A 19,955-nucleotide genomic window follows, 5' to 3' on the forward strand; every position below is an offset into this window, starting at 1 on the left:
ATCCGCTCCTCATGAGACTATCGTTTCCCCTGTGGGCTATCGTTCCCATGAGTACTACCCCCCCGCCCACGTCCCGCGGCTTGTCCGCGGGATCCATAAATCTCCCAATAAATCACGAAACTCTAAAAAAAATTCCCCCCCACGCTCCTAGATGAATGATTTCATTGAAGTATAGAGGCTTTAGTAATTGAATGTTATGCTTTACTTCTTGTATCTATTTTCAAAGGTAAAGCATGTCAGCACCAGTAGGGTTACCCCAATTTAGTCGTATTGATGTTAATCATTTTCGATCTCATCTTGATGCCATATTAAAAAAGCATTTGGAAGAGGTTACGCGTTTGCTCAAAGAAAATCCCCATTATACCTGGGATAATTTAATCTATCCTTTGGATGATATGGCGGATGAGCTGGAGCGTTTTTGGTCGCCCATGTCGCATTTGCATGGGGTTATGGATTCTCCAGAATTACGTAAATGCTATGATGAGTGCTTGCCACTTCTTTCAGCCTATGAATCGGCGATGGGCCATAACCATGAACTGTATGAGGCAATTAAATCAATCGATAAACACGCGTTAAATCCAGTACAACAAAAGTTGATTGCTGATAGTTTGCGTGATTTTGAATTATCAGGAGTCGCCCTAGATAAAGAGCGTAAAAAACGATTTGAAGCAATTCAGACTCGTCTGGATGAATTAACCAATCAATTTGAACATAATATTTTGGACGCCACCCAAGCATTTACTTTGCATATTAAAGATTCATCGCGTTTGGCAGGACTACCCGAGCATGCTTTAAATACTGCGAAAGAAGTCGCGGCGGAGAAGGGTCTTGAAGGACATATGCTGACTCTGGAATATCCTTGTTATCAAGCGGTAATGACCTATGCTGAAGATCGTGCGTTACGTGAGGAAATGTATCAAGCCTACATTACGCGAGCTTCTGATCAAGGTCCTAATGCGAAAACCTATGACAATACACCGCTGATCAATGAAATTTTAGCCTTACGCCACGAAAAAGCCCAACTGTTAGGGTTTAACAATTATGCTGAATTGTCCATTGCGACCAAAATGGCAGATTCTACCAACCAAGTAAGAGATTTTATGAATGACTTGGTCCAGCGTATCCATGCGCAAGCAACAACGGAGTTCAAGCAGCTGGAGCAATTTGCCGCGGAACAATTTAAGCTTAATCCCGTCAAACCTTGGGACGTGGGGTATTTGTCTGAGAAAAGAAGACAAGCTTTATTCACTTTATCACAAGAAGATCTACGTCCTTATTTTCCACAACCAAAGGTTATGCAGGGCTTATTTGATTTAGTTAAAAAGCTTTATGGAATGTCCATAGAAGAAGTAAAGGGTGTTGATATTTGGCATAAGGACGTCCAATGCTATTGTGTGGTCGACGAACATGGAGCGGTGCGTGGTTATGTGTTTACGGATTTATTTGCTCGACCGAACAAACACAGCGGTGCGTGGATGGATTCATTGCAAAGCCGCAGAAGACTGGAAGATGGCAAGGTCCAGTTGCCTATAGCAACCTTGACCTGTAATTTTGCCAAAGCATCAGCCAATAAACCCGCGATGTTATCGCATGAAGAAGTAGTTACCTTATTCCATGAATTTGGCCATTGCCTGCATCACATTTTAACCCAGGTCGATTATCTAGGTGCATCAGGTATTAACGGAGTAGAGTGGGATGCTGTAGAGTTACCCAGTCAATTTTTTGAAAATTGGTGTTGGGAGAAAAGTGGTTTGGATGTTTTGACATCGCATGTGGAAACCGGTGAACCGATTCCCGAGTCACTTTTTGAACGTCTGATTGCTGCAAAAAATTTCCAATCGGCGATGGCGATGTTACGGCAGATGGAATTTTCTATATTTGATTTTCGTATCCATCAAGAGTTTATGCCTAAGCAGGACTCTTTGGTTGAGAATATCCTGGCCGATGTTCGCTCTAAAACCAGTGTTATTCCGGTGGTTCCGTATAATCGTTTTCCACAGAGTTTTAGTCATATATTTGCCGGTGGATATGCTGCAGGGTATTACAGTTACAGTTGGGCAGAAGTTTTATCCAGCGATGCTTTTTCGCGTTTTGAAGAAGAAGGGGTTTTAAATCCTAAAACAGGACGTGATTTCCTGCATTACATATTGGAAGCAGGCAGCTCTAAGAAAGCGGCTGAGGCCTATAAAGAGTTCAGAGGCCGCCCTGCAACGGTTGATGCGTTATTACGTCATAATGGGATTCAAGGCTAAAGCAAACCCTGGGTGAAGGCAAAGCCCTCACCCAGGAAATCTCCTCCTGAATTTTCAAAAGAAAGCTGCTAATCTGTTCACATTTTATGTTATACTTATAGTGTACAAAGGGGGCGACCTGGCTTCGACGTGGGTTGCAAAACCAGAGGTGCATGCCGAGAATGAGAACTCTCGTAAATCAGACTCAACTAAATATAAATGCAAACGATGAAAACTTTGCTGGTGGGGAAGCTATCGCTGCCTAATAAGCGCTTTAGATGAACCATCACTGTGTACTGGCCAATAAACCCAGTATCCCGTTCGACCGAGCCCGCTTATCGGTATCGAATCAACGGTCATAAGAGATAAGCTAGCGTCCTAATCCATCCCGTATTAAGGCGCGAAATTCAGGGAATCGCTGTGTAGTATCCTGCCCGTCGGAGAATGCACAGTTAAATCAAAAGACACGGCTACGCATGTAGAGCTGAAGGCAGAGGATTTGCGGACGCGGGTTCGATTCCCGCCGCCTCCACCATTTAACTTCTTGATTTTTCTACATAAAAATATTATATCCTTAAGCTGCGGCACCATAGCGGCACTATTTTCAACTCGACGCATTAAAGGATTCAAGTGGATTTCATTAAAATTTTTTCTACTGGTGGTATAGTTGGCGCAACATTATCACATTATTGGACTAAAAGAAGAGATAAAGGCACAGACCTTAAAAAATTAGAACGTGAAATATCCGGTTTATTACACCTAATTTCATTTTCACTCCTTATGCAATATTCAGAATTATACAATTTGAAAAAAGACTTACAAAAGCGGCTTGATATCTTGAAATCTCCAACCAGAATGCAAACTAGAGATGGAATTATTACAGTGGTACAGAATTTTTCATTAGATTCATCAATAATAATTAAGTTTGAACATATTGGAAACTTATTGAATCTTGTGACAACGCGTTTTTCTGATTATCAAATTAATCCTTCAATTCTGCAATCTTGTCACATATCCAACAAGAATTATTTAAAAATGATTTCGGTATTGCAACAATATTGTGATATGAAAAAAAGTATTGATTCTAAAGAAAATTTACCTAATGTATTAATAGACTTCTTAAATATCAATATGCCAGAATATTTGAGAATGGTTGAAACTTATATTCAATTTATTTACAAAACTCAAGAGTCACTTACTGAATTATTTACATTAGTTGATAAAAAACCGTTTCAGGTCAGTGGTTCAATTAAATTATGGGATTGAGTCAGATGAATTTAGATGTGTGCCCCAATCATGCACAGGACAATATCCAGCTTGGGAGGAACTATTCGGTATCCATCGACCATAAGTTTTAATGACCATTTCTATATCCACATGTCCTAATTGCTTAGAAACCCACATAATATTTTCTCCTTTGGATAACATCATTGATGCATAAGTATGGCGAGTTTGATAGGTATTGCGATAGCGAACACCTGCCTTTTTTAAAATTGGCATCCATTGGGTACGACGAATTTGTTGTGAGGTTTCCCATGGGTGAAGCGTTCTAGGGTTAAAAAAAACTCTCCCTTTTTGTTGAAATGTGTATTGTTTCTGTTGTTCTAAAGCTTCTATTGCTGGAGGCAATAAAAGGACATCACGTATACCTGCTTCAGTTTTTGGACCTTTAGCTTCTTTAGCAACAATGGTTTCTTCTACATGAATAATATTGTGTTGCCAGTCCACGTCTTCCCATCTCAATCCAATAAGTTCTGATACTCGTAAGCCTGTGAAGAAAGCAAATTGAAATAATAAGCGCACTTGTCCTTCAGCCTCGTTTAATATTAATTTAATTTCATCGACGCTAAAAGGATCGGGTTTGTAATCACTCTTTTTGGTTTCTTTATTAAGTAACCTATTTACAATAATACTGTTAAGAGGATTTTCTTTGATGTATTGATCCACTAAGGCTTGTTCAATAATGGCACGTAGAGGAATTAGGATATTCGCAACGGTATTTTAGTAGTACAATTAAGACTTTTAATCCATTTTCTTAGTAGTGCAGGTTGTAAATCCTTTATCTCCACTTTATCAAACATTGGTAAGAGGTGTCCTTCACAAACACGTTTATAGCCTCGGTATGTACTAGCTTCTTTGGTTGACTTTGCTTCTTCTAAAAATTCTCTAAGCAATTCTCCAACCGTAATTTTAGTTGTATAAGCTTCTTTTCCGTCGTCATTAAGACCAAGTTTGATAATATGCCTATGATTTAATACACGCTCAACCATGCCTAAATATTCGTTAGGAGCCTGATGGTTTTTCATTGTTTTAAACAACAGCTTTTCTATATCTGAACGAGTAAAAACGCTATGTTGTGATGAAATGTGGCTAAGTAATTCTTCAATATGATTTTTAGCCAGTTCTTTTCTTAACCCTTGAATAAGCTCATTTTCTTCAAGTAAATAATGATTATTGGTTGACTTCATTGTTCCATGATGACGCTCAGGTATTAGATGGTTGAAATCAACACATAAATCAATCTGATGCTCTTTAAAAAAATTATTTTGGAATTCTCGCCATTTTTCTCCCCAATAATCTTGTTCAACTACAAATCCTTTGGCAAAAGCAGGATTAAGATCACGTGCTTTGTACTTGGAAAACCCTTCTTTTTCCAATCGACGTGTAGGGATAAGAATGTGAGCATGGGGATTACCATCATCATGATCGTGAATGGCAACGTCTGCTGGCAATCGATTTTCAACAAAATGAACTTGAGCAAAGTTTTTAACAAGATCTATTTGTTGAACTAAGTCCAGTTCTTTAGGTAATGCTAAAACGAAATCTTTGCATACTTGAGCATCAATACGATTCTCGGCAAGTTCAACTTGATTCCATAAAAACTCTCGATCGAGAAATGCTTCATCACAATCTTCAGGCAATATAACTTCTGAATAAACTACATCATGGCGATTTGAAAAATCATGAGTAATACCAGTGCGTGAATCAATTAATTTTTGACCTGCACGATAGCTAATGGCAGCAACAGCACTATGTCCTTTTGAACGACTGTGAATTGAGATACGAGCAAAAGCAATCGCCATGGAATCACCTTAAACTAAAGCGCTCCATCGGTTGCTTAAAAAGAAAAAGACCTACTCCGTAAAGGATTTTTTTAGCAGCGATCTTTAATCTAGCAAACATTCGAACAAATGTATATTGCGCACTTGAGAAAATCTCTGCGTGACTTGTCAGTCCTCGCTCTGCTCGGATTATTATAAAGATATTGATTTCAAAGATCAGAGCCGTTATGCTTTTTGCGTGAAATTAATTTGCGGAGAATATCATGTCAAAGAAGACATTATCGCAAATGGAAGAAGTGCTCACGGACAGAATTGAAAAAGCTAAAGTAAAACTTGATCAGCTTCAAAAAAAGCATAAGATCGAAATTGGCTCTCTTGCCTATAAACATAATCTTCATCACTATGATCTTAATCAACTCGATTTAATCTTTGCCAAGATCGCCAAGGAGTTACATCATGGCTATTAGTGATCAAATCAAAAAGCAAAAACAGTTAATTGCAAGATGTGAAAAATCACTTGTTTTGGAAAAACTAAAAAAACGTAGAGCCGATACTCGGCGTAAAATTGAGCTTGGTGGTTTAGTAATTAAATCAGGGATTGATGGTTTTAATAAATCAGTAATTCTTGGTGCATTGGATTATTCTTTGAGCTTGCTGGAAGAAGATGAAAGTTATAATAGTTTGTTTGAGATTAAAGGAAATAATTTATTCCTGAACAAATAAATTAACACAGAAATTTTGCTATGACTTACTTTAATTGTATGTATAGGAGGAGACTCTAATGTATGGTTTCAGTTGGTTTTATGACAACGTGATAGCAAATAGTCTGCTAGTAAACTGGTTAACCCGCAATAGGAGCAATTTCAGCAACAGCTGCTGGTGTTGTTAAGTAAATGTGGAAATAAAGAATATTGGGACTATAACAAAATAAAGAAGTTTTATTTTTTAAGGCTAATTAATACCATTAAAATTCGGAAATAATATATGGAAAGACACTAGCCAATGGAAAGGCTACATTTGATTATAGAGAAATTTATTGAAGAGTGGTTAAAAATTCTATAGCAATCTCTAAAAAATGGAATAAAAAAAATTCAAGATATGCTTGAAGATGAGGCGATTATTGCCTAATTGTCAAAAGATACATTTTCGCTATCAGAAAATGCAGATACGATAATTTCATTAAAAGAAAAATTGCAAAAGAATAAAACAGATATCATTAGAGAATCTCAAACAAATTATAAATTATGATACACCTAATCTTAAAAAGAAATTTTTTAATCATTTATTTGTCAAATAAATATGCAGATCTAATTGCAATGAAAGATATAAATAAAAAAATAACAAATAAAGGAATGGAAATATTTATGAAATTTAATATTTTCCATCATCCAAGCCAATCGTTTGGCCACATCGCCCAATTTATTTTAAAATAAGTTAATACGTCTATAATTGATTATCACTGTGATCGTAATAGCAATAATTAAAAGAGCACCTATTAATCCGGTCAAAATAATAGACTTAGATTGTAGAATAAATAGTAGGTAAGAAATGAGACCAATTATTGCTAATAAAATTATTAACATCCGCTCATTCACCATTAAATTAAAAGTTGTATATTCAATTATAGCCAGAATTATTTGTCGTGAACTTATTTTGATACTGACTAGATAAATTAAAAGAAGTACATTTCTTAGTATTTTTCATCTTTAGTAAAAACTATTCGATTTGGATAATTTTATTAAAGCATCAACTGCAGAATGCCGATAACCATAGAAAAATGGAAGTAGGTTATGCAAGAAATAAACTTAATGTTATTACAAAAAAAACAAATAATTCATGATATTAAATATCATTCAGATATAATGTATTTGCCTTTACCCGACAGACTAAAACATATAGTTCTTCATCTGTCAAAGTACGCAGGGAAATTGTTATTAAGTAAAAATTTTGAAAAAGAATGTGCTGATATCATGATTTGTTGCTTAGCTCTTGGAAATGTCTTAAAGCACAGACTGAATATTACCCTACTCAAAAGGCCTCAAATTTATTTCAAGGATTATATTCATAATTACATAATCTCAGTAAGTAAAATTGCTAAAGCTGTAGAAGCATTAGATCATATTGAAAATTATCCCTCATTCAAAGTATTAACATGTGAAATTGATTATATCTTAACCCAAACTATTATGTTTACTTGCGGTTTAGATATAAATCCGATAAAGATTATCCATAATCGGTGGGATAGTATTGAAGAAAAGTTCTTTATTCCAAAAGATTAACTATAAAAGGACTCTATAATGTCATTTTTATGTGGAGAAACAATTAAAGAAAGACTTGGCGAATTAATACAAATAGAAGATGGTTCTAGACCAGATGAAAATCAAATTGATTGTAATTCTTATGAGCTTAGGATAGGCCCAGAAGTATATATTACGAATGAATGTAGAAGAAATAAACCGGATCCTTTTAAAATCGATAGTGAATCTTTATTTACTATACCAAGTGGCCAATTTGCGTTACTTCTAACTGAAGAAATTGTATTAATTCCCAAAGATCTTTTTGGTTTTATTTCATTGAAATCAAAATATAAATACTTAGGTCTTATTAACATTTCTGGATTCCACGTTGATCCCGGATGGAAAGGGAGGCTACAGTTCTCAGTTTATAATGCTGGACCACATAATATTACCCTGAAGAGAGGAGACATTGCTTTTTTAATTTGGTTTGCAAAACTGGATAAAGATAAATATGACTCTGTATACTGTAAGGAAATAAAAGAGAAACATATACAGAAAGGTATTACTTCCGATAATGTTAACAATGCATATGGCCAAGTGTATTCTCCTCAGAGCTTAAATAGAAGAATTGATCGATTGACTTTAAATTTAAAGGTAATTGGTCTAGGTGCAGTACTAACTTTTTTTGGAGGATTTTTATTAGGAGTTAGTTCTGATTTTTTATCTGACTACTTAAGCTACCATAAGGGATATAAAGAAGAATTAATTAAAGGAGTGGCGGATGAAATTTTATCAAGACAGTCAGATAAGGATAATATCCAGGAAAATATAAAGACCCTAAAAATTAACACTGAGAATAACAAACAGCATTTAAAATAAGCTTTTAATGTAAATTTAACTTACTTGTTTCAATAAAATTTAAAGCCATAGTCAGATTTAATATTTGTTTTCCTTATTAAAATTAATGATAAATTCTTTAATATCTTTAACTCTCCAAGCAATAGTTCTTGGTCCAAGCTTTACAGGTTGTGGAAAGCGCCCAGATTTAACCCCGGCCCACCATGTTGATTTACTCACAGGAATGAATGCCGGAATAGGGGGATTTGCTTTATTGTCACCGATAATTTGTTTAGCCTTAGAAATCCTATATCTGGAAGTTGCGTCATAATGTGATTAATTGGATAAAATGAAGGCATAATATAACTTAGTTTCATATTTTAAAAGTGTTAGCTTGATTTAAGTTATTCTTTATTCTAAATTCTAGAATGTAGAATAAAGAGTATTTATATGATCAAACCACAAGACATAGTTGTTCTAGCAAAACTTTTAGCTTGCCAAAATAAAAATTGGTCTCAGAACAGTATTGCATTTGAGTTATGTCTTAGTCCTTCTCAAATCAATAGTGCGTTTAAGCGATTAGTTATTGCAGGATTAATTACTCCCTATCATCCACCCAATAAACCACAGCCAATTATTCAGGCTTGTGGAGAGTTTTTTACTCATGGATTGAAGTATATTTTTCCTGCTAAGTTAGGTGAGATTGCTCGGGGGATTCCAACGAGTTATGCTGCCCCAAGTTTAAATAAACAAATTGTCGCGGGAAATGATCCAATACCTGTTTGGCCTTATGGTGAAGGAAGTGAGCGCGGTGTAGCACTTAAACCCTTGTATTCTTCTGTGCCGCAATCAGTTATGCAACACCCAGATCCTTTGTTTTATGATTTATTAACATTAATCGATGCCATTCGTTCAGGGCGTGTACGAGAAAAACAACTTGCTATACAAAAAATATCACAACTACTAGAAGGTTTATAAATTGGTGAAAAATGAATAGAAGTTTTGCGCAACATAATATCGAATCACTTACAATCATTGCTCATCGTCTTGAAGAATTATGTAATGAGGTAACCTTTGTTGGGGGTTGCGTTACAGGGTTGTTGATTACGGATAAGGCAGCTCCGGATGTGCGATTTACTATGGATGTTGATTGCATTATTAATGTAATTACTAAATCAGATTACTATGCGATTGCCGATAAATTAAGACAAAAAGGGTTTAAAGAGTTGACTATTGGTAATCATCCAATATGTCGTTGGGATTGCAGTGGGATCTTAATTGATATTATGCCTATCGATAAAAGTGTACTGGGATTTTCTAACCGGTGGTATAAGGAAGCACAAGAAAATGCAATTGACAAAAATATCACTGATAAATTAAACATAAAAATTGTTTCTGCTCCTTATTTTTTAGCTACAAAGCTTGAGGCATTTAAAGATAGAGGCAATCAGGATTTTTTATTAAGTCATGATCTAGAAGATATTATTGCCCTAATTGATGGAAGACCAGAAATTTCTCAGGATGTTTTAACGTCTGCAGAAAATTTAAAGAAGTATCTTTCGCTAGAATTTACTTCATTAATGAATAATGACCAATTTCTTCAAGCCCTGCCAGGACATCTAAATTACTCTCAGGAATTTGAAAGGCGAAAGCAAATAGTTGAGCAACGGATACACGCAATTATAGATGCCGGAAAATGAAAATTGCCTGGCGTAAACTTATATTCAGCTTCACTTTTTAAAAATGGATGAGTAAGTCCAATTATTTAAAAAGATGAACGAAAAAGAGGGCGGTAGAATTTTAATTATTTACTTGAACAGCAAATTCTAACATATTATTTTTTTGTACATTCAAATCTGATATATACATACTCCATACTACCAACAAAACTTGAGCCTTTGTCATCATTATAATCAGATGCTCCGATTAATTTATCTTTTGATGTATCGCCTAAAATTTTATAGTGTCCATTACATGCATTATACATTTTTTTGAATGCATCATTTCGGCGAGCTTCAATTACTGTTGAAGCTCCTTCTGCTAAGTACCTTATTCTTCCAGTTTTATCTCCGTCTGTCGGGCCATATTTACTAGTAGGAGATACAAGCATATCGGCCGAACAACCAACCATCAATAAGCTGTAAATAACTGCAAGGAAAGTTTGTTTGAGTTTCATTTTTTTATTTCTAAGTTATGGTATAAAAATTTAGGGTGCATTGTATGAGAGCTTTTCATGGTAGTCAACTTTTGCACATATCATTATAAGATGTTCTATTTATGCAGGAAAAACAAAAACTAAACATAAGAGAAATGAAAGTGTTTGTAATAAATAAAAAAGGATTCGTCTATTTTCAGGATGTACCACTACTATAAGTTTTTGCACAACAAAGGAGGTAAGGTCTTTCCTTTATCCTGCAAAAAAAAAGAAAGACCTTACCCCATGTGTGCGAGAAAACAGAGTTTTATCTGAGATGCTGGATTGCGAGCCAACCGACCTAATAAAGAAATATTTGTTCAAAAACTTACTATAATCAGATTTAAGAATTTAGTAAGGGCCAAAATGACTAAACAAAACTTGAAAATATTGCCTGAGAGAAAAAGAAGACAAGTCAGCTGTATAAGCACCTATGAGGAAAAATTTAAAGAGATAGAAGACTTACTAGACTCTTTTAATAATGGCCCACCATTACCTTTATTATCATATGCCCCCATTTTTTTAGTTACTAATATAGAGGTGATTACAAAAGAATTAATAGCAAAATTAGTGGATGGTGGTGATAAGCAATTTTTAACGAATTCTTACAAGTTATTAGAGCCAAAAAATGCTTTAAATATAGAAGGTCTTAAACTCTTACATGGCCAAAATATTACATTCGGAGATATCGTTTCAAGCTTGATTTCTGTAGGCTCTATGGAAAATATTACTACTCATATGAATGTTCTTTTAGGAAAAGAACAATTTAAAGAAATTTTATCCAAAGAATCGGTTACTGATAATATAAAAATAATTAACAATATAAATAATAACTTTAAAGCATTGCATTCATTATTTAAATTAAGACATCAAATTGTCCATGAAAACAGTCAATTATCTATAAATTTTGATAGTATAAAAGTTTACATTGATGAAACAAGACAATTTTTAAAGGCTTTTATTTCTTACATTTCAAAATCAGTTGATCCTCCAAATTATCAACAGGGCATAAATGAGTTTGTTGGTAAAAGAAGTCTTACAGTTGAGGTAAGAATAAAAGAGTTAATTGATGAAATTATCTTAAGTTTGCAAAATAACCAAGATAATACTTTTCAAAAAATAAAAAAGTTAAAAGAAGCTCAGAGTTTATGGAAAAAATTTGTAAACAAAATTGCTGAATTCGAATGTTTTGATGAAGAAGGAGGAAGTATTTATTCCACCCTATTTTCTTCATGTAAAATTTCATTTAATCAATTAATACTTGATGAATTAGAAAGAAGATATTCTGAAGAAAATCTTAATAAATAATTTTATAACAAGGGCGTATCTCTCGATTTTCATTAAATGCACTGGTAAATATTGCAACGGCTATTGGACAACGGGTTCATATAGAATTAGAAGTAGCATAATCTGATTCTATACGGCACCAAAACGGCACCATTTGCTGACAATTAAAGACCATGGAAGACAACTAAGTGGAAATTGAGCTATCAAACGTTAACCCTGTACCTATCTAGTTTTTCGTGGTCTTTGGTCGTCATGGAAAGACATCCTTAAAAGCTTGGTAGCGGGTTCGATTCCCGCCGCCTCCACCATATAATCCCTGATTTATAAATAATTTCTTCTATATTTCCCTTTCAAAGGGTTTGTTCGGGCTTATTCTTCAGTTAAATTATATCTAATAACACTTTGTTTATATAAATTCTATTCCAGAAAATGATGGTTTGTGAACGATATTAGTATAATCGGTAATTTCTCTACTTTTGGCTATAAATCGATCCGAAAACTCTGGTTAAAAATCAAAGTTCGTTTTAATTAGGAGTATTGAGTTTATTTATATTTAGAAAGGTTGAACATTAGGCTTCAAAGTCACTCTTAAATTACATTAATCTTAAGGACTATAATTTGTCTTTAATTGAGACATAAAAATAGCTTCGCCAGCGATAATACTCTTTCCGGATACCCTCTAACAAGCATGAGGCAACTTTTTTCTACCCTTACAAAGATAACTTAGGTTGACGAGTTTATTATATACACATCAAACCCTGACTCCTTGGCTATATAAAGGATACACATGACCAGAAAAATAAGTAATATCCAAACCATTAATCGGGTCCAGTAGGGTATTTTTGAGTATACATAGGATATTCGATCTCTATTATTGTAAGTCACTCTGAAACTTAATTCTGCTAGGAGGATACCAAAAATAACACCAGCTATGGCGTGAAATTTTAATGTTTGAGTTCCAATTATCATAAACGCAAACCAAAGAAGATATAAATAAACCACAGAGCGATGTTTTTTAAAGAGCAAATTTACATATTTAAACATATACCAGCTTATAGAAGTATGAGTTGAAGGAAATGAAGTCCAAGGTACTTCCATTTCATAGGCCAGTCGGACCAATTTATTATTAAATCCTGGAGAATAGGCTTCTTGTGGTATTCCTTTGTATAAGATCATACTCACAGGGAAAAAAATAAAAATAAAATAGGAAACCGTAAGTAATAAAAACAAACCAAAATAGAGACCTCTTATTAAGGCTATATCTTTATAATAATAAATAATGATTAATAGTAACGACATAGGAATAATAATATAGGTTGCGATATAAGCATAAATGGGAAGAGCAAAATAATGAATCATTAAATCCCAAGAGGTAATGATGAATTTAGCATGATTATAGCCATGGCTGTGTGCATAATAACTAATCGGTACTAATAAATTAAAATACACACCGAGAAAAATGCTAGCGAAACTCATCTCTATAATATGCTTTTTTTGTTGTAAAAATGTATTAAACAAGTGCTGCTATCCTTGTCTTGTGATTCGATATACTATATATCATCATAGCTTACTTATTTTTTCTTATACATAGTAAATACACAAAGGAATGGCTTATCCAGCAAGTAAGTATAAAAAATGGCATCGTCAATTTAACTTTTTCTCTAGACTGTATTTATGCTGGAAAGGAAGCCGAAGAGATACCGTTACCCAATGGAACTGATAAGTATAGCGGTATGGAGTTATCATCGCTTTAATAACAGCTACCGAGATGTTGCAGAGCGCTTATTGTATCGTGGCATTGAGGTAAGTTATGAAACGATACGCCAATGATGCATTAAATTTGGTACTCATTTTAAGGACGTGATTAAGAAACAAGCGTCCAGAGCATCGGATAAATGGCATTTGGATGAGCAACAGCTCCGCATCAAAGGTGAAACGTATTACTTATGGCGTGCGGTGGATGAGGAAGGTTATGAGCTGGATGTATTTCTACAAAAATGCCGAAATAAAAAAGCTGCCATCCGTTTTCTGTGTCGTCTATTGAACGCCTATCCCAAACCCCGAGTTATCATAACAGACAAGCTAAGGAGCTACACAAAACCAATTCGCCAGATGTGTAAAGAAGTCGAACATCGCTCGCATAAAGGGCTCAATAACCGAGTGGAAAATGCCCATCAGCCCACGCGTAGAAAAGAAAGTGCCTCATTTGATTCAAATCACCCGCAGGGGCTCAGAACTTCATCGCGCTCATGGGGAAAATAAGGAATTTCTTTTCAATCTCCGTAGGGCGATACACCAGCTCAGCTCAGCTCAGCTACGAAGAATCCAATTTCAAAAAGCCAAAGACATTTGGAATTCTGCTGCCAATGAGATTCTTTGCGCCTAAAATTTGTTGAGCTCTCTTTCTTTCGTTAGCAAAAGTTAAATTGACGATGCCCTGGAGAGTTATATATGCAATAAAAATTGCTTTTAAAGACGGTGTCTACGCTGGCTGATTATTGCTAAACCAAATAATACTCTTTTCCTAAGCTACTTATTTATATCAAATAGGTTTTAATTCAATCACATAGAGAATTAATAAAACCCTAATCTTTTTGTATTACAATAGATCATTCTGGTCTATTGTGTATCAAAAAAATGACTGACGGCGTCCTCAATACTATAAAACAAGGTTTAAATAATATCTGTAATTATTTAAAAACTCCTATCGATGGATATATTTATGTGCCATTTAAAGAGGATGAAATTTCCGAAAATGTGAAGAAAGATATACAAACATTTAGAGATAATAGTGCCAGCAGATTTAAGAATAAAAATTTTATAATTTTATTTCACAACCAATGTGATCTATCTACGATAGCTCCCAATACAAAAATTTATGTATTAGGACATGGAATCGATTGTCATCCCGATAGAAAATTATCATCAGTTTTAAACAATCCCAATTTACCCTATGAGGAATTAAAGTACCTCCCCTTTCATGAGTGGGTCTATGCTGTCTCGGGAGGAAAAAAAGTAATTACAATAGATGATATTTCCAAACGTATGATAGCAGACGGATTAACTAAAACAGATTCCATCATTATTAAATTGTGGTTTTGTGATCCAAGCAATAAAGCCTATATTATTGCAAGACGATTTTTAGAGGGTTTTGCTAACTATTCAAATTCTCTAAGGGTTGATTATTATGAAAACAAAATTTTATATTCACCCGCTATACGAGATGGAGAAATGCGTAAATGGGCTAGAGATGAAAAAACGAATCAAGTAGTCAGAGCAAGCTCAATAAGGGAGTCGTTATTCTCTAAGAATCATCCTCATGAAAAGGAACCAAATATGCAAGCTTGTAGTGATCTAGTGGAAGAAACAAAATGCATTGTTTAAAAGATAAGTCTTGTTTTTAATTCTTTCATCAGTAGGCCTTAAAGCTATAATATGGCAAGCGTAGGGCGGGCAAATTGCCAAAAAATTTTTATTAATAAACAATAGGATGCCCAAAAAACACCTAAATTTTTGTCCTTTCAATAATTTTTTTATCAAAAGCGGATGATATTCTCTAAACTCTTCAATTGAGCATGTCCACCATAGAATAGTTCATAATAACCGCAATACTGCCAATTCAGGAGATTTTGAACTGGTATATTTGGGGACATTTTTTAATTCACTAAAGAATTATTAATTAAAATACAAAGGGTTAACTGATAAATTAAATAGCGCCAATTCACCATAACCTATTGATTTATAGAAAATTTTAATGATTAAATTTATTAAAAAATTTCCCGCTGCTTTATTCTTTTATCTTCACCCCATTACTAATTAAACTTCCAGGATAAAGAACTACCTTTTCCCCTTCTTTAAGCCCGTGAGTTACAATTGCAATATCAGAGTTATGGCGTTTTATTTCTATGATACGCTTAATGGCTCTTCCATTTTCATCGACAAATACTGCCCAATGTCCAAAGTCGCGAAATAATGCACTCATTGGAATAAGTAATTCTTTTTTCGATTCATAAATAAAAATGTTTACGTCAACTCGAAACTCGTCGCCAAGATTTTTCCATTGTTCATAAGGAGAATTAATATCAATAATGACATTTACCCTTTGCTCTTCAACTCCCAGAGCTGAAATTTTAGTATATCCACTTGGCTCTACTGTACGAACTGTCCCTTTTAAATCTATAGCTCCACCCCATCGTTTAATTAAAACTTTTGCTTTGTCTGGAATTTGGGCGGCATCAGTGCTTAGGACATCAGCTACTATCTCCAGTTTGGATATATCAGCAAGCTTCATAATATTGTCACCAACATTGAGAGTGGTTTCACTTTTTTGATTAATGCGTAATATCTTCCCCGAGATCGGAGCAAGAATGTTAATTTGTTCTTGAGAATAATTTTGATTCGATGAGGCAGCTAAGGATGCTTTAATTTTTTCAATATCGTGTTGAGCACTATGGACCTTACGTTCAGCAGCATTAACCATTTTTTGCTTCAGCTTGCACTCCAATTCAGTATGCTCCATTTCACTTGGGCTGACATACCCTTTTGCGACTAGACCTTTTTTTCTATTAAAATCTGAAAGGGCTGTATCTAATGAAGATTTAGCCTGTTCTAGTATGGCTTTGGCTTCTTCATACCTGGCTTCTGCAGCACCTAATTCTTGTTCCAATTCATCTTTGGCGCGAACATCGAGTAGCGATGGTGAAGCAGGAAGAAAGATTGCCAGTATATCATTCTTACGTACGTTATCTCCTTCAGAATAATTAATCCTCAGTAACTTTCCCATCACAGGAGCGGTTATAGTATATATTTTAATTGCTCGTGTTTTTGCATCATCTTCTATGTATTCGGAATAGGTTCCATATTTAACTTCAGCTAGTTGGACTCTAATAGGTTTAGGTAGGATTAACCAAAAAATAATACTAAAACACAAAGCTAAAAAAATAAAAAGCCAGATGTATTTTTTTATATTTTGATAAATTATTGGCACTAATCACCCACTTTTAATACGGTAGTTAAATTGAGTTGTTTTATTCGTTTTCTAATAATAAACAAACTCATCACACTTGAAATCATTACCACAATTATTGATATTGCATAAGTTTTAGGTTCAATTAAAAACGGAATTTTAAACCAATCTGTTTGCATTAATTCTAATATAGACCATGAAATCCAATACCCAAAGATAATACCCATTGGTATCGCTAATAGAACTTCAAAAATAATATTATAAAAGAGTATGTTAGAGACTTCTTGCTCAGTGAAACCCAATACTCTTAAAGTAGATAATTCCCAGGAGCGTTCGGCAAGAATAATGATGGCATTGTTATAAACTACAGCAATGGCGATGACTATTGCGAACCCTGCTAATATCGAGGTGAAAACTAGTACATGTTTTGCAAACGTTTCTTTGAATGTCTGAATAATTGATGTATTAAAGGTTAACGAATTTACTTTAGGTATCTTTTTAATTTCCTTATATAGTTGATTAAGATACCGAGGATCTATGGTAATACCTGCAAGATTTATTAGGTGGTCCTCTTTCAATATTCTATTAATTAAAAAAATATTAGCATAGGCAAACATTCCTACATAATCATTAACAACTCCTTTAACCTCAAGCTTGGTTTTTGCCCTATTCCCTTCAAGCATATTGATATGAATCCAATCTCCTATGGTTACGTGTAATCGTTCAGCCAATCCTTGGCTCAAGACAAGTCCATTCTCAGGTATAGAGATTGGATTCTCATTTTTATCCAGAACTACCTTTAATTTTGCATTGGGCGGTATACCAAATAATGCAGTTTGTTCGGCGTAATTTTGATGATTTAATAAGACAGGAGAAACACGGTAGCCCTCCGCATTGATTACCCCTCTGATATGTTTTAATTCAACGAGCACTTTATCTTGTAATTGCTGGGTGAATGATACAGTTGCATCTTGTTTTTGTGACATTAAAAATTGGGTTTTTATTAAATATTGAACTGCATCTTGCCAAAAGAGGCCTAATATAACGATTGCCATTGCAAAGGCAATTCCTACGGAAGTAATTACAGTACGAAATAAATGTCTAAATGTATGACGATAAAACATTTTGGCGCTTGCCGAAAAATGGGATATTAAACCAAAGCGTTCTAAACGTAGTGTTCTATAGATAGGGGGTGCTGGTGGACGCATTGCTACTGCCGGAGCTAAATTAATGACTTGGTATATTGACCTCAATGCTCCAGAGCCAGCCGCGAAAAAACTGACTAAAACTCCTATAAATGCAGCTTGAATTGAAAATGAATAATAGAAGACAGGAAATCTGAAATATTCAGCATAGAGCAGAGTCATTAACTTACCAAACCAGGCGCCAAGTCCTATCCCTAAGATGGCACCTAAAAGTACAATTATCACAACGAGTTTTGAATAATATAAGACGATTGAGAAATTGGTATAACCTAAAGCTTTTAATAGAGCGATTTGTTCTCGTTGATTTTGAACTAGTCGTCCAGTTACTAAATTTAATAAAAAAGAGGCGACAATCAGGAAAATAGGTGGAATAAAGGAGGCAATAATTTTTTGTTGATTAATTTCATTCGTTACAAATCTATCCGATATTTGTTCTTTCCTGGGATAAGTAATGGATAAGCCATACTCCAAAAATAATTTTTCTAAATTGTTACGGACGAATTTTTCTGAGGCATTTGGCGTTAAAGTTAGACTAATATTATTAAATCCTTCTTGCATTCCGAAAGCGGCACTTAGAGCTTTATGATTCATCCAGAACACGCCAAAATGCTTATTATCCGGGAGAAGATCTTCCCCACGGATTGCATATACATATTCCGGTGATAAGACAATACCTACTATACGAAGGAGTTGTCGATGACCATTTAATAGCGCATAAATTTGATCCCCTGGTTTTACAGAATTTGCTTCGGCGAACCCTTCATTAACCAATACTTCATTAGCCTTGCCAGAATCAAGTAAACGGCCTTTACGTAAAAATAATTGATTTAAGTTGGATGACTTTGAATCGGGTATGGATATAAAACGCCCAATGGCAGGTTCTTGTAACCATGGCAAATCTAAAATGACATCCTCAACAATACGGGTTTCTACTTGAGATACGCCAGGTATTTCTCCAATCCTTTTCTGCATATAAATTGGAGCTCGTTTTAAGGTTGCAAACACATCTGCAAAATGATAATCGGAGTAAAACTTGTGTTGGGCTTGCGACAAAGACTGGTAGGTACTAATTGATGAAATCAAAACACTAATACCACTACAGACAACTAAAGCAATAGTGATAACCTGTCCTTTAAGTTTAAGTAAATCACGAACTAACTTCCTGTTTAAGATCATCACCATGATAAATCAGCGGCTTTCCGTTTATTTTTGTTTTCGATAATCTGGGCAATTCGACCATCTGCGATATGAATGATCCGATCAGCCATTTCCCCTATTACCAAATTATGGGTAATGATGACGACCGTGGTGTTTAATTTTTTATTTGCCAATTCAAGAGTTTCCAATACTATTTTACCCGTTTCACAATCAAGAGCCCCAGTGGGTTCATCACACAAGAGTACATCAGGTTGTTTAGCTATGGCGCGGGCAATAGCAACTCGTTGCTGTTCTCCTCCTGATAGTTGAGAAGGGAAATGTGATATTCGATTTTCCAGCCCCAATAATTTGATTGCATCAACAGGATTCATAGGGGCTTCTGCAATTTCGGTCACTATTGATATATTTTCTAAGGCTGTTAAATTGGATATCAAATTATAGAATTGGAAGACAAAGCCAATATGCTCCCTCCTATAGCGGGTAAGATCATGTTCACTTGAAGAGGTGATAATATGATCTTTATAAATTACCTCTCCAGACGTGGGAACATCCAAACCACCTATAATATTGAGCAAGGTAGATTTTCCGCTTCCTGAGGGACCTAATAAAACGACCAATTCGCCTTGATATAAATCCAGATTAATCTGTTGTAAGGCATGGATTTTAACTTCACCCATTTGGTATGTTTTAGTTAGATTGTGTATTTTAAAAGCAGGTTCTCGCCTCATCAAGGTCCGTTTTGCATGTATTTACACTATGAGTAGCTAAAGTGTAACAA

The 19,955-nt window shown here is 34.7% G+C and carries 20 protein-coding genes and 1 other RNA gene; 13 read left to right on the forward strand and 8 right to left on the reverse strand.

The features are described from left to right. Positions 1 to 233: 233 nt before the first annotated feature. From ACWTEW_RS29995 to ACWTEW_RS30005, 3 genes are all read left to right on the forward strand, one after another. Positions 234 to 2,252: a M3 family metallopeptidase gene (locus ACWTEW_RS29995; protein WP_454781676.1), complete on the forward strand. Its 2,019-nt coding sequence runs from the start codon at positions 234 to 236 to the stop codon at positions 2,250 to 2,252. A 109-nt stretch (positions 2,253 to 2,361) separates the two neighbouring features. Beyond that, positions 2,362 to 2,766: a transfer-messenger RNA gene (gene ssrA / locus ACWTEW_RS30000) on the forward strand. 95 nt (positions 2,767 to 2,861) lie between these two features. Further along, on the forward strand, positions 2,862 to 3,497 hold the full coding sequence (locus ACWTEW_RS30005) for a hypothetical protein (protein WP_454781677.1): 636 nt from the start codon (positions 2,862 to 2,864) through the stop codon (positions 3,495 to 3,497). Here the strand turns inward: ACWTEW_RS30005 and ACWTEW_RS30010 are convergent. Together ACWTEW_RS30010 and ACWTEW_RS30015 are read right to left on the reverse strand one after the other, a co-directional pair. After that, positions 3,486 to 4,178, reverse strand: coding sequence for a site-specific integrase (locus ACWTEW_RS30010; RefSeq protein ID WP_454781678.1), 693 nt, complete (start codon positions 4,176 to 4,178; stop codon positions 3,486 to 3,488). The two genes, ACWTEW_RS30005 and ACWTEW_RS30010, sit on opposite strands and share 12 nt — an antisense overlap. A gap of 32 nt (positions 4,179 to 4,210) precedes the next feature. After that, positions 4,211 to 5,314, reverse strand: coding sequence for a MobA/MobL family protein (locus ACWTEW_RS30015; RefSeq protein ID WP_454781679.1), 1,104 nt, complete (start codon positions 5,312 to 5,314; stop codon positions 4,211 to 4,213). A gap of 242 nt (positions 5,315 to 5,556) precedes the next feature. On the opposite strand from ACWTEW_RS30015, the gene ACWTEW_RS30020 reads away from it, so the two are divergent. The 4 genes from ACWTEW_RS30020 to ACWTEW_RS30035 all read left to right on the forward strand — a co-directional run bounded on the left by ACWTEW_RS30020 (position 5,557) and on the right by ACWTEW_RS30035 (position 8,409). Next, a complete protein-coding gene (locus ACWTEW_RS30020; RefSeq protein WP_454781680.1) occupies positions 5,557 to 5,760 on the forward strand; it encodes a hypothetical protein in 204 nt (67 codons plus the stop codon). Beyond that, the gene (locus ACWTEW_RS30025) at positions 5,750 to 6,016 is read left to right on the forward strand and encodes a conjugal transfer protein TraD (protein WP_454781681.1); all 267 of its coding nucleotides are present in this window, start codon (positions 5,750 to 5,752) and stop codon (positions 6,014 to 6,016) included. Before ACWTEW_RS30020 ends, ACWTEW_RS30025 begins: the two co-directional genes overlap by 11 nt. Positions 6,017 to 7,083: 1,067 nt before the next feature. After that, entirely contained in the window at positions 7,084 to 7,572 is a 489-nt protein-coding gene (locus ACWTEW_RS30030) for a hypothetical protein (protein ID WP_454781682.1), read from the forward strand. Between the two features lie 18 nt (positions 7,573 to 7,590). Beyond that, positions 7,591 to 8,409 (forward strand): dCTP deaminase domain-containing protein, encoded by an 819-nt coding sequence (locus ACWTEW_RS30035; protein WP_454781683.1) that lies wholly within the window; start codon positions 7,591 to 7,593, stop codon positions 8,407 to 8,409. A 57-nt stretch (positions 8,410 to 8,466) separates the two neighbouring features. Here the strand turns inward: ACWTEW_RS30035 and ACWTEW_RS30040 are convergent, their stop codons facing one another. Continuing rightward, on the reverse strand, positions 8,467 to 8,607 hold the full coding sequence (locus ACWTEW_RS30040; RefSeq protein ID WP_454781684.1) for a helix-turn-helix transcriptional regulator: 141 nt from the start codon (positions 8,605 to 8,607) through the stop codon (positions 8,467 to 8,469). 210 nt (positions 8,608 to 8,817) lie between these two features. Here ACWTEW_RS30040 and ACWTEW_RS30045 point away from each other — a divergent pair, with 210 nt between their 5' ends. Together ACWTEW_RS30045 and ACWTEW_RS30050 are read left to right on the forward strand one after the other, a co-directional pair. Continuing rightward, positions 8,818 to 9,345: a hypothetical protein gene (locus ACWTEW_RS30045; RefSeq protein WP_454781685.1), complete on the forward strand. Its 528-nt coding sequence runs from the start codon at positions 8,818 to 8,820 to the stop codon at positions 9,343 to 9,345. 11 nt (positions 9,346 to 9,356) lie between these two features. Then, positions 9,357 to 10,067: a hypothetical protein gene (locus tag ACWTEW_RS30050; RefSeq protein WP_454781686.1), complete on the forward strand. Its 711-nt coding sequence runs from the start codon at positions 9,357 to 9,359 to the stop codon at positions 10,065 to 10,067. Between the two features lie 134 nt (positions 10,068 to 10,201). On the opposite strand, the gene ACWTEW_RS30055 is transcribed toward ACWTEW_RS30050, so the two are convergent. Then, positions 10,202 to 10,543: a hypothetical protein gene (locus ACWTEW_RS30055; protein WP_454781687.1), complete on the reverse strand. Its 342-nt coding sequence runs from the start codon at positions 10,541 to 10,543 to the stop codon at positions 10,202 to 10,204. 384 nt (positions 10,544 to 10,927) lie between these two features. Between ACWTEW_RS30055 and ACWTEW_RS30060 the strand changes: the two genes are divergently transcribed. Continuing rightward, complete coding sequence (locus tag ACWTEW_RS30060; protein WP_454781688.1) at positions 10,928 to 11,869, forward strand: HEPN domain-containing protein; 942 nt, start codon at positions 10,928 to 10,930, stop codon at positions 11,867 to 11,869. 17 nt (positions 11,870 to 11,886) lie between these two features. Continuing rightward, on the forward strand, positions 11,887 to 11,970 hold the full coding sequence (locus ACWTEW_RS30065) for a hypothetical protein (RefSeq protein ID WP_454781717.1): 84 nt from the start codon (positions 11,887 to 11,889) through the stop codon (positions 11,968 to 11,970). Positions 11,971 to 12,571: 601 nt separating this feature from the next. On the opposite strand, the gene ACWTEW_RS30070 is transcribed toward ACWTEW_RS30065, so the two are convergent. Beyond that, complete coding sequence (locus tag ACWTEW_RS30070) at positions 12,572 to 13,366, reverse strand: phosphatase PAP2 family protein (protein WP_454781689.1); 795 nt, start codon at positions 13,364 to 13,366, stop codon at positions 12,572 to 12,574. Between the two features lie 342 nt (positions 13,367 to 13,708). Here ACWTEW_RS30070 and ACWTEW_RS30075 point away from each other — a divergent pair, with 342 nt between their 5' ends. Both ACWTEW_RS30075 and ACWTEW_RS30080 read left to right on the forward strand, forming a co-directional pair. After that, positions 13,709 to 14,110, forward strand: coding sequence for an IS6 family transposase (locus ACWTEW_RS30075; RefSeq protein WP_454781690.1), 402 nt, complete (start codon positions 13,709 to 13,711; stop codon positions 14,108 to 14,110). A gap of 375 nt (positions 14,111 to 14,485) precedes the next feature. Beyond that, a complete protein-coding gene (locus tag ACWTEW_RS30080) occupies positions 14,486 to 15,232 on the forward strand; it encodes a hypothetical protein (RefSeq protein ID WP_454781691.1) in 747 nt (248 codons plus the stop codon). Between the two features lie 403 nt (positions 15,233 to 15,635). Here ACWTEW_RS30080 and ACWTEW_RS30085 read toward each other — a convergent pair whose 3' ends face one another. Genes ACWTEW_RS30085 through ACWTEW_RS30095 form a run of 3 tightly spaced genes read right to left on the reverse strand, consistent with a single transcriptional unit; the run spans position 15,636 to position 19,905 of the window. Then, positions 15,636 to 16,835 (reverse strand): efflux RND transporter periplasmic adaptor subunit, encoded by a 1,200-nt coding sequence (locus ACWTEW_RS30085; protein ID WP_454781692.1) that lies wholly within the window; start codon positions 16,833 to 16,835, stop codon positions 15,636 to 15,638. Further along, on the reverse strand, positions 16,835 to 19,201 hold the full coding sequence (locus ACWTEW_RS30090) for an ABC transporter permease (RefSeq protein ID WP_454781693.1): 2,367 nt from the start codon (positions 19,199 to 19,201) through the stop codon (positions 16,835 to 16,837). The genes ACWTEW_RS30085 and ACWTEW_RS30090 overlap by 1 nt, the downstream gene beginning before the upstream one ends. Beyond that, entirely contained in the window at positions 19,195 to 19,905 is a 711-nt protein-coding gene (locus tag ACWTEW_RS30095) for an ABC transporter ATP-binding protein (protein WP_454781694.1), read from the reverse strand. The genes ACWTEW_RS30090 and ACWTEW_RS30095 overlap by 7 nt, the downstream gene beginning before the upstream one ends. Positions 19,906 to 19,955 lie beyond the last annotated feature (50 nt).

It is taken from the genome of Legionella stuttgartensis (genome assembly GCF_977063405.2).

Coding starts and splice junctions, on each gene's coding strand:
- ACWTEW_RS29995 (WP_454781676.1), top strand. CDS start 234: ATGTCAGCACCAGTAGGGTTACCCCAATTTAGTCGTATTGATGTTAAT.
- ACWTEW_RS30015 (WP_454781679.1), bottom strand. CDS start 5,314: ATGGCGATTGCTTTTGCTCGTATCTCAATTCACAGTCGTTCAAAAGGA.
- ACWTEW_RS30020 (WP_454781680.1), top strand. CDS start 5,557: ATGTCAAAGAAGACATTATCGCAAATGGAAGAAGTGCTCACGGACAGA.
- ACWTEW_RS30025 (WP_454781681.1), top strand. CDS start 5,750: ATGGCTATTAGTGATCAAATCAAAAAGCAAAAACAGTTAATTGCAAGA.
- ACWTEW_RS30030 (WP_454781682.1), top strand. CDS start 7,084: ATGCAAGAAATAAACTTAATGTTATTACAAAAAAAACAAATAATTCAT.
- ACWTEW_RS30035 (WP_454781683.1), top strand. CDS start 7,591: ATGTCATTTTTATGTGGAGAAACAATTAAAGAAAGACTTGGCGAATTA.
- ACWTEW_RS30045 (WP_454781685.1), top strand. CDS start 8,818: ATGATCAAACCACAAGACATAGTTGTTCTAGCAAAACTTTTAGCTTGC.
- ACWTEW_RS30050 (WP_454781686.1), top strand. CDS start 9,357: ATGAATAGAAGTTTTGCGCAACATAATATCGAATCACTTACAATCATT.
- ACWTEW_RS30055 (WP_454781687.1), bottom strand. CDS start 10,543: ATGAAACTCAAACAAACTTTCCTTGCAGTTATTTACAGCTTATTGATG.
- ACWTEW_RS30060 (WP_454781688.1), top strand. CDS start 10,928: ATGACTAAACAAAACTTGAAAATATTGCCTGAGAGAAAAAGAAGACAA.
- ACWTEW_RS30080 (WP_454781691.1), top strand. CDS start 14,486: ATGACTGACGGCGTCCTCAATACTATAAAACAAGGTTTAAATAATATC.
- ACWTEW_RS30090 (WP_454781693.1), bottom strand. CDS start 19,201: ATGGTGATGATCTTAAACAGGAAGTTAGTTCGTGATTTACTTAAACTT.
- ACWTEW_RS30095 (WP_454781694.1), bottom strand. CDS start 19,905: ATGAGGCGAGAACCTGCTTTTAAAATACACAATCTAACTAAAACATAC.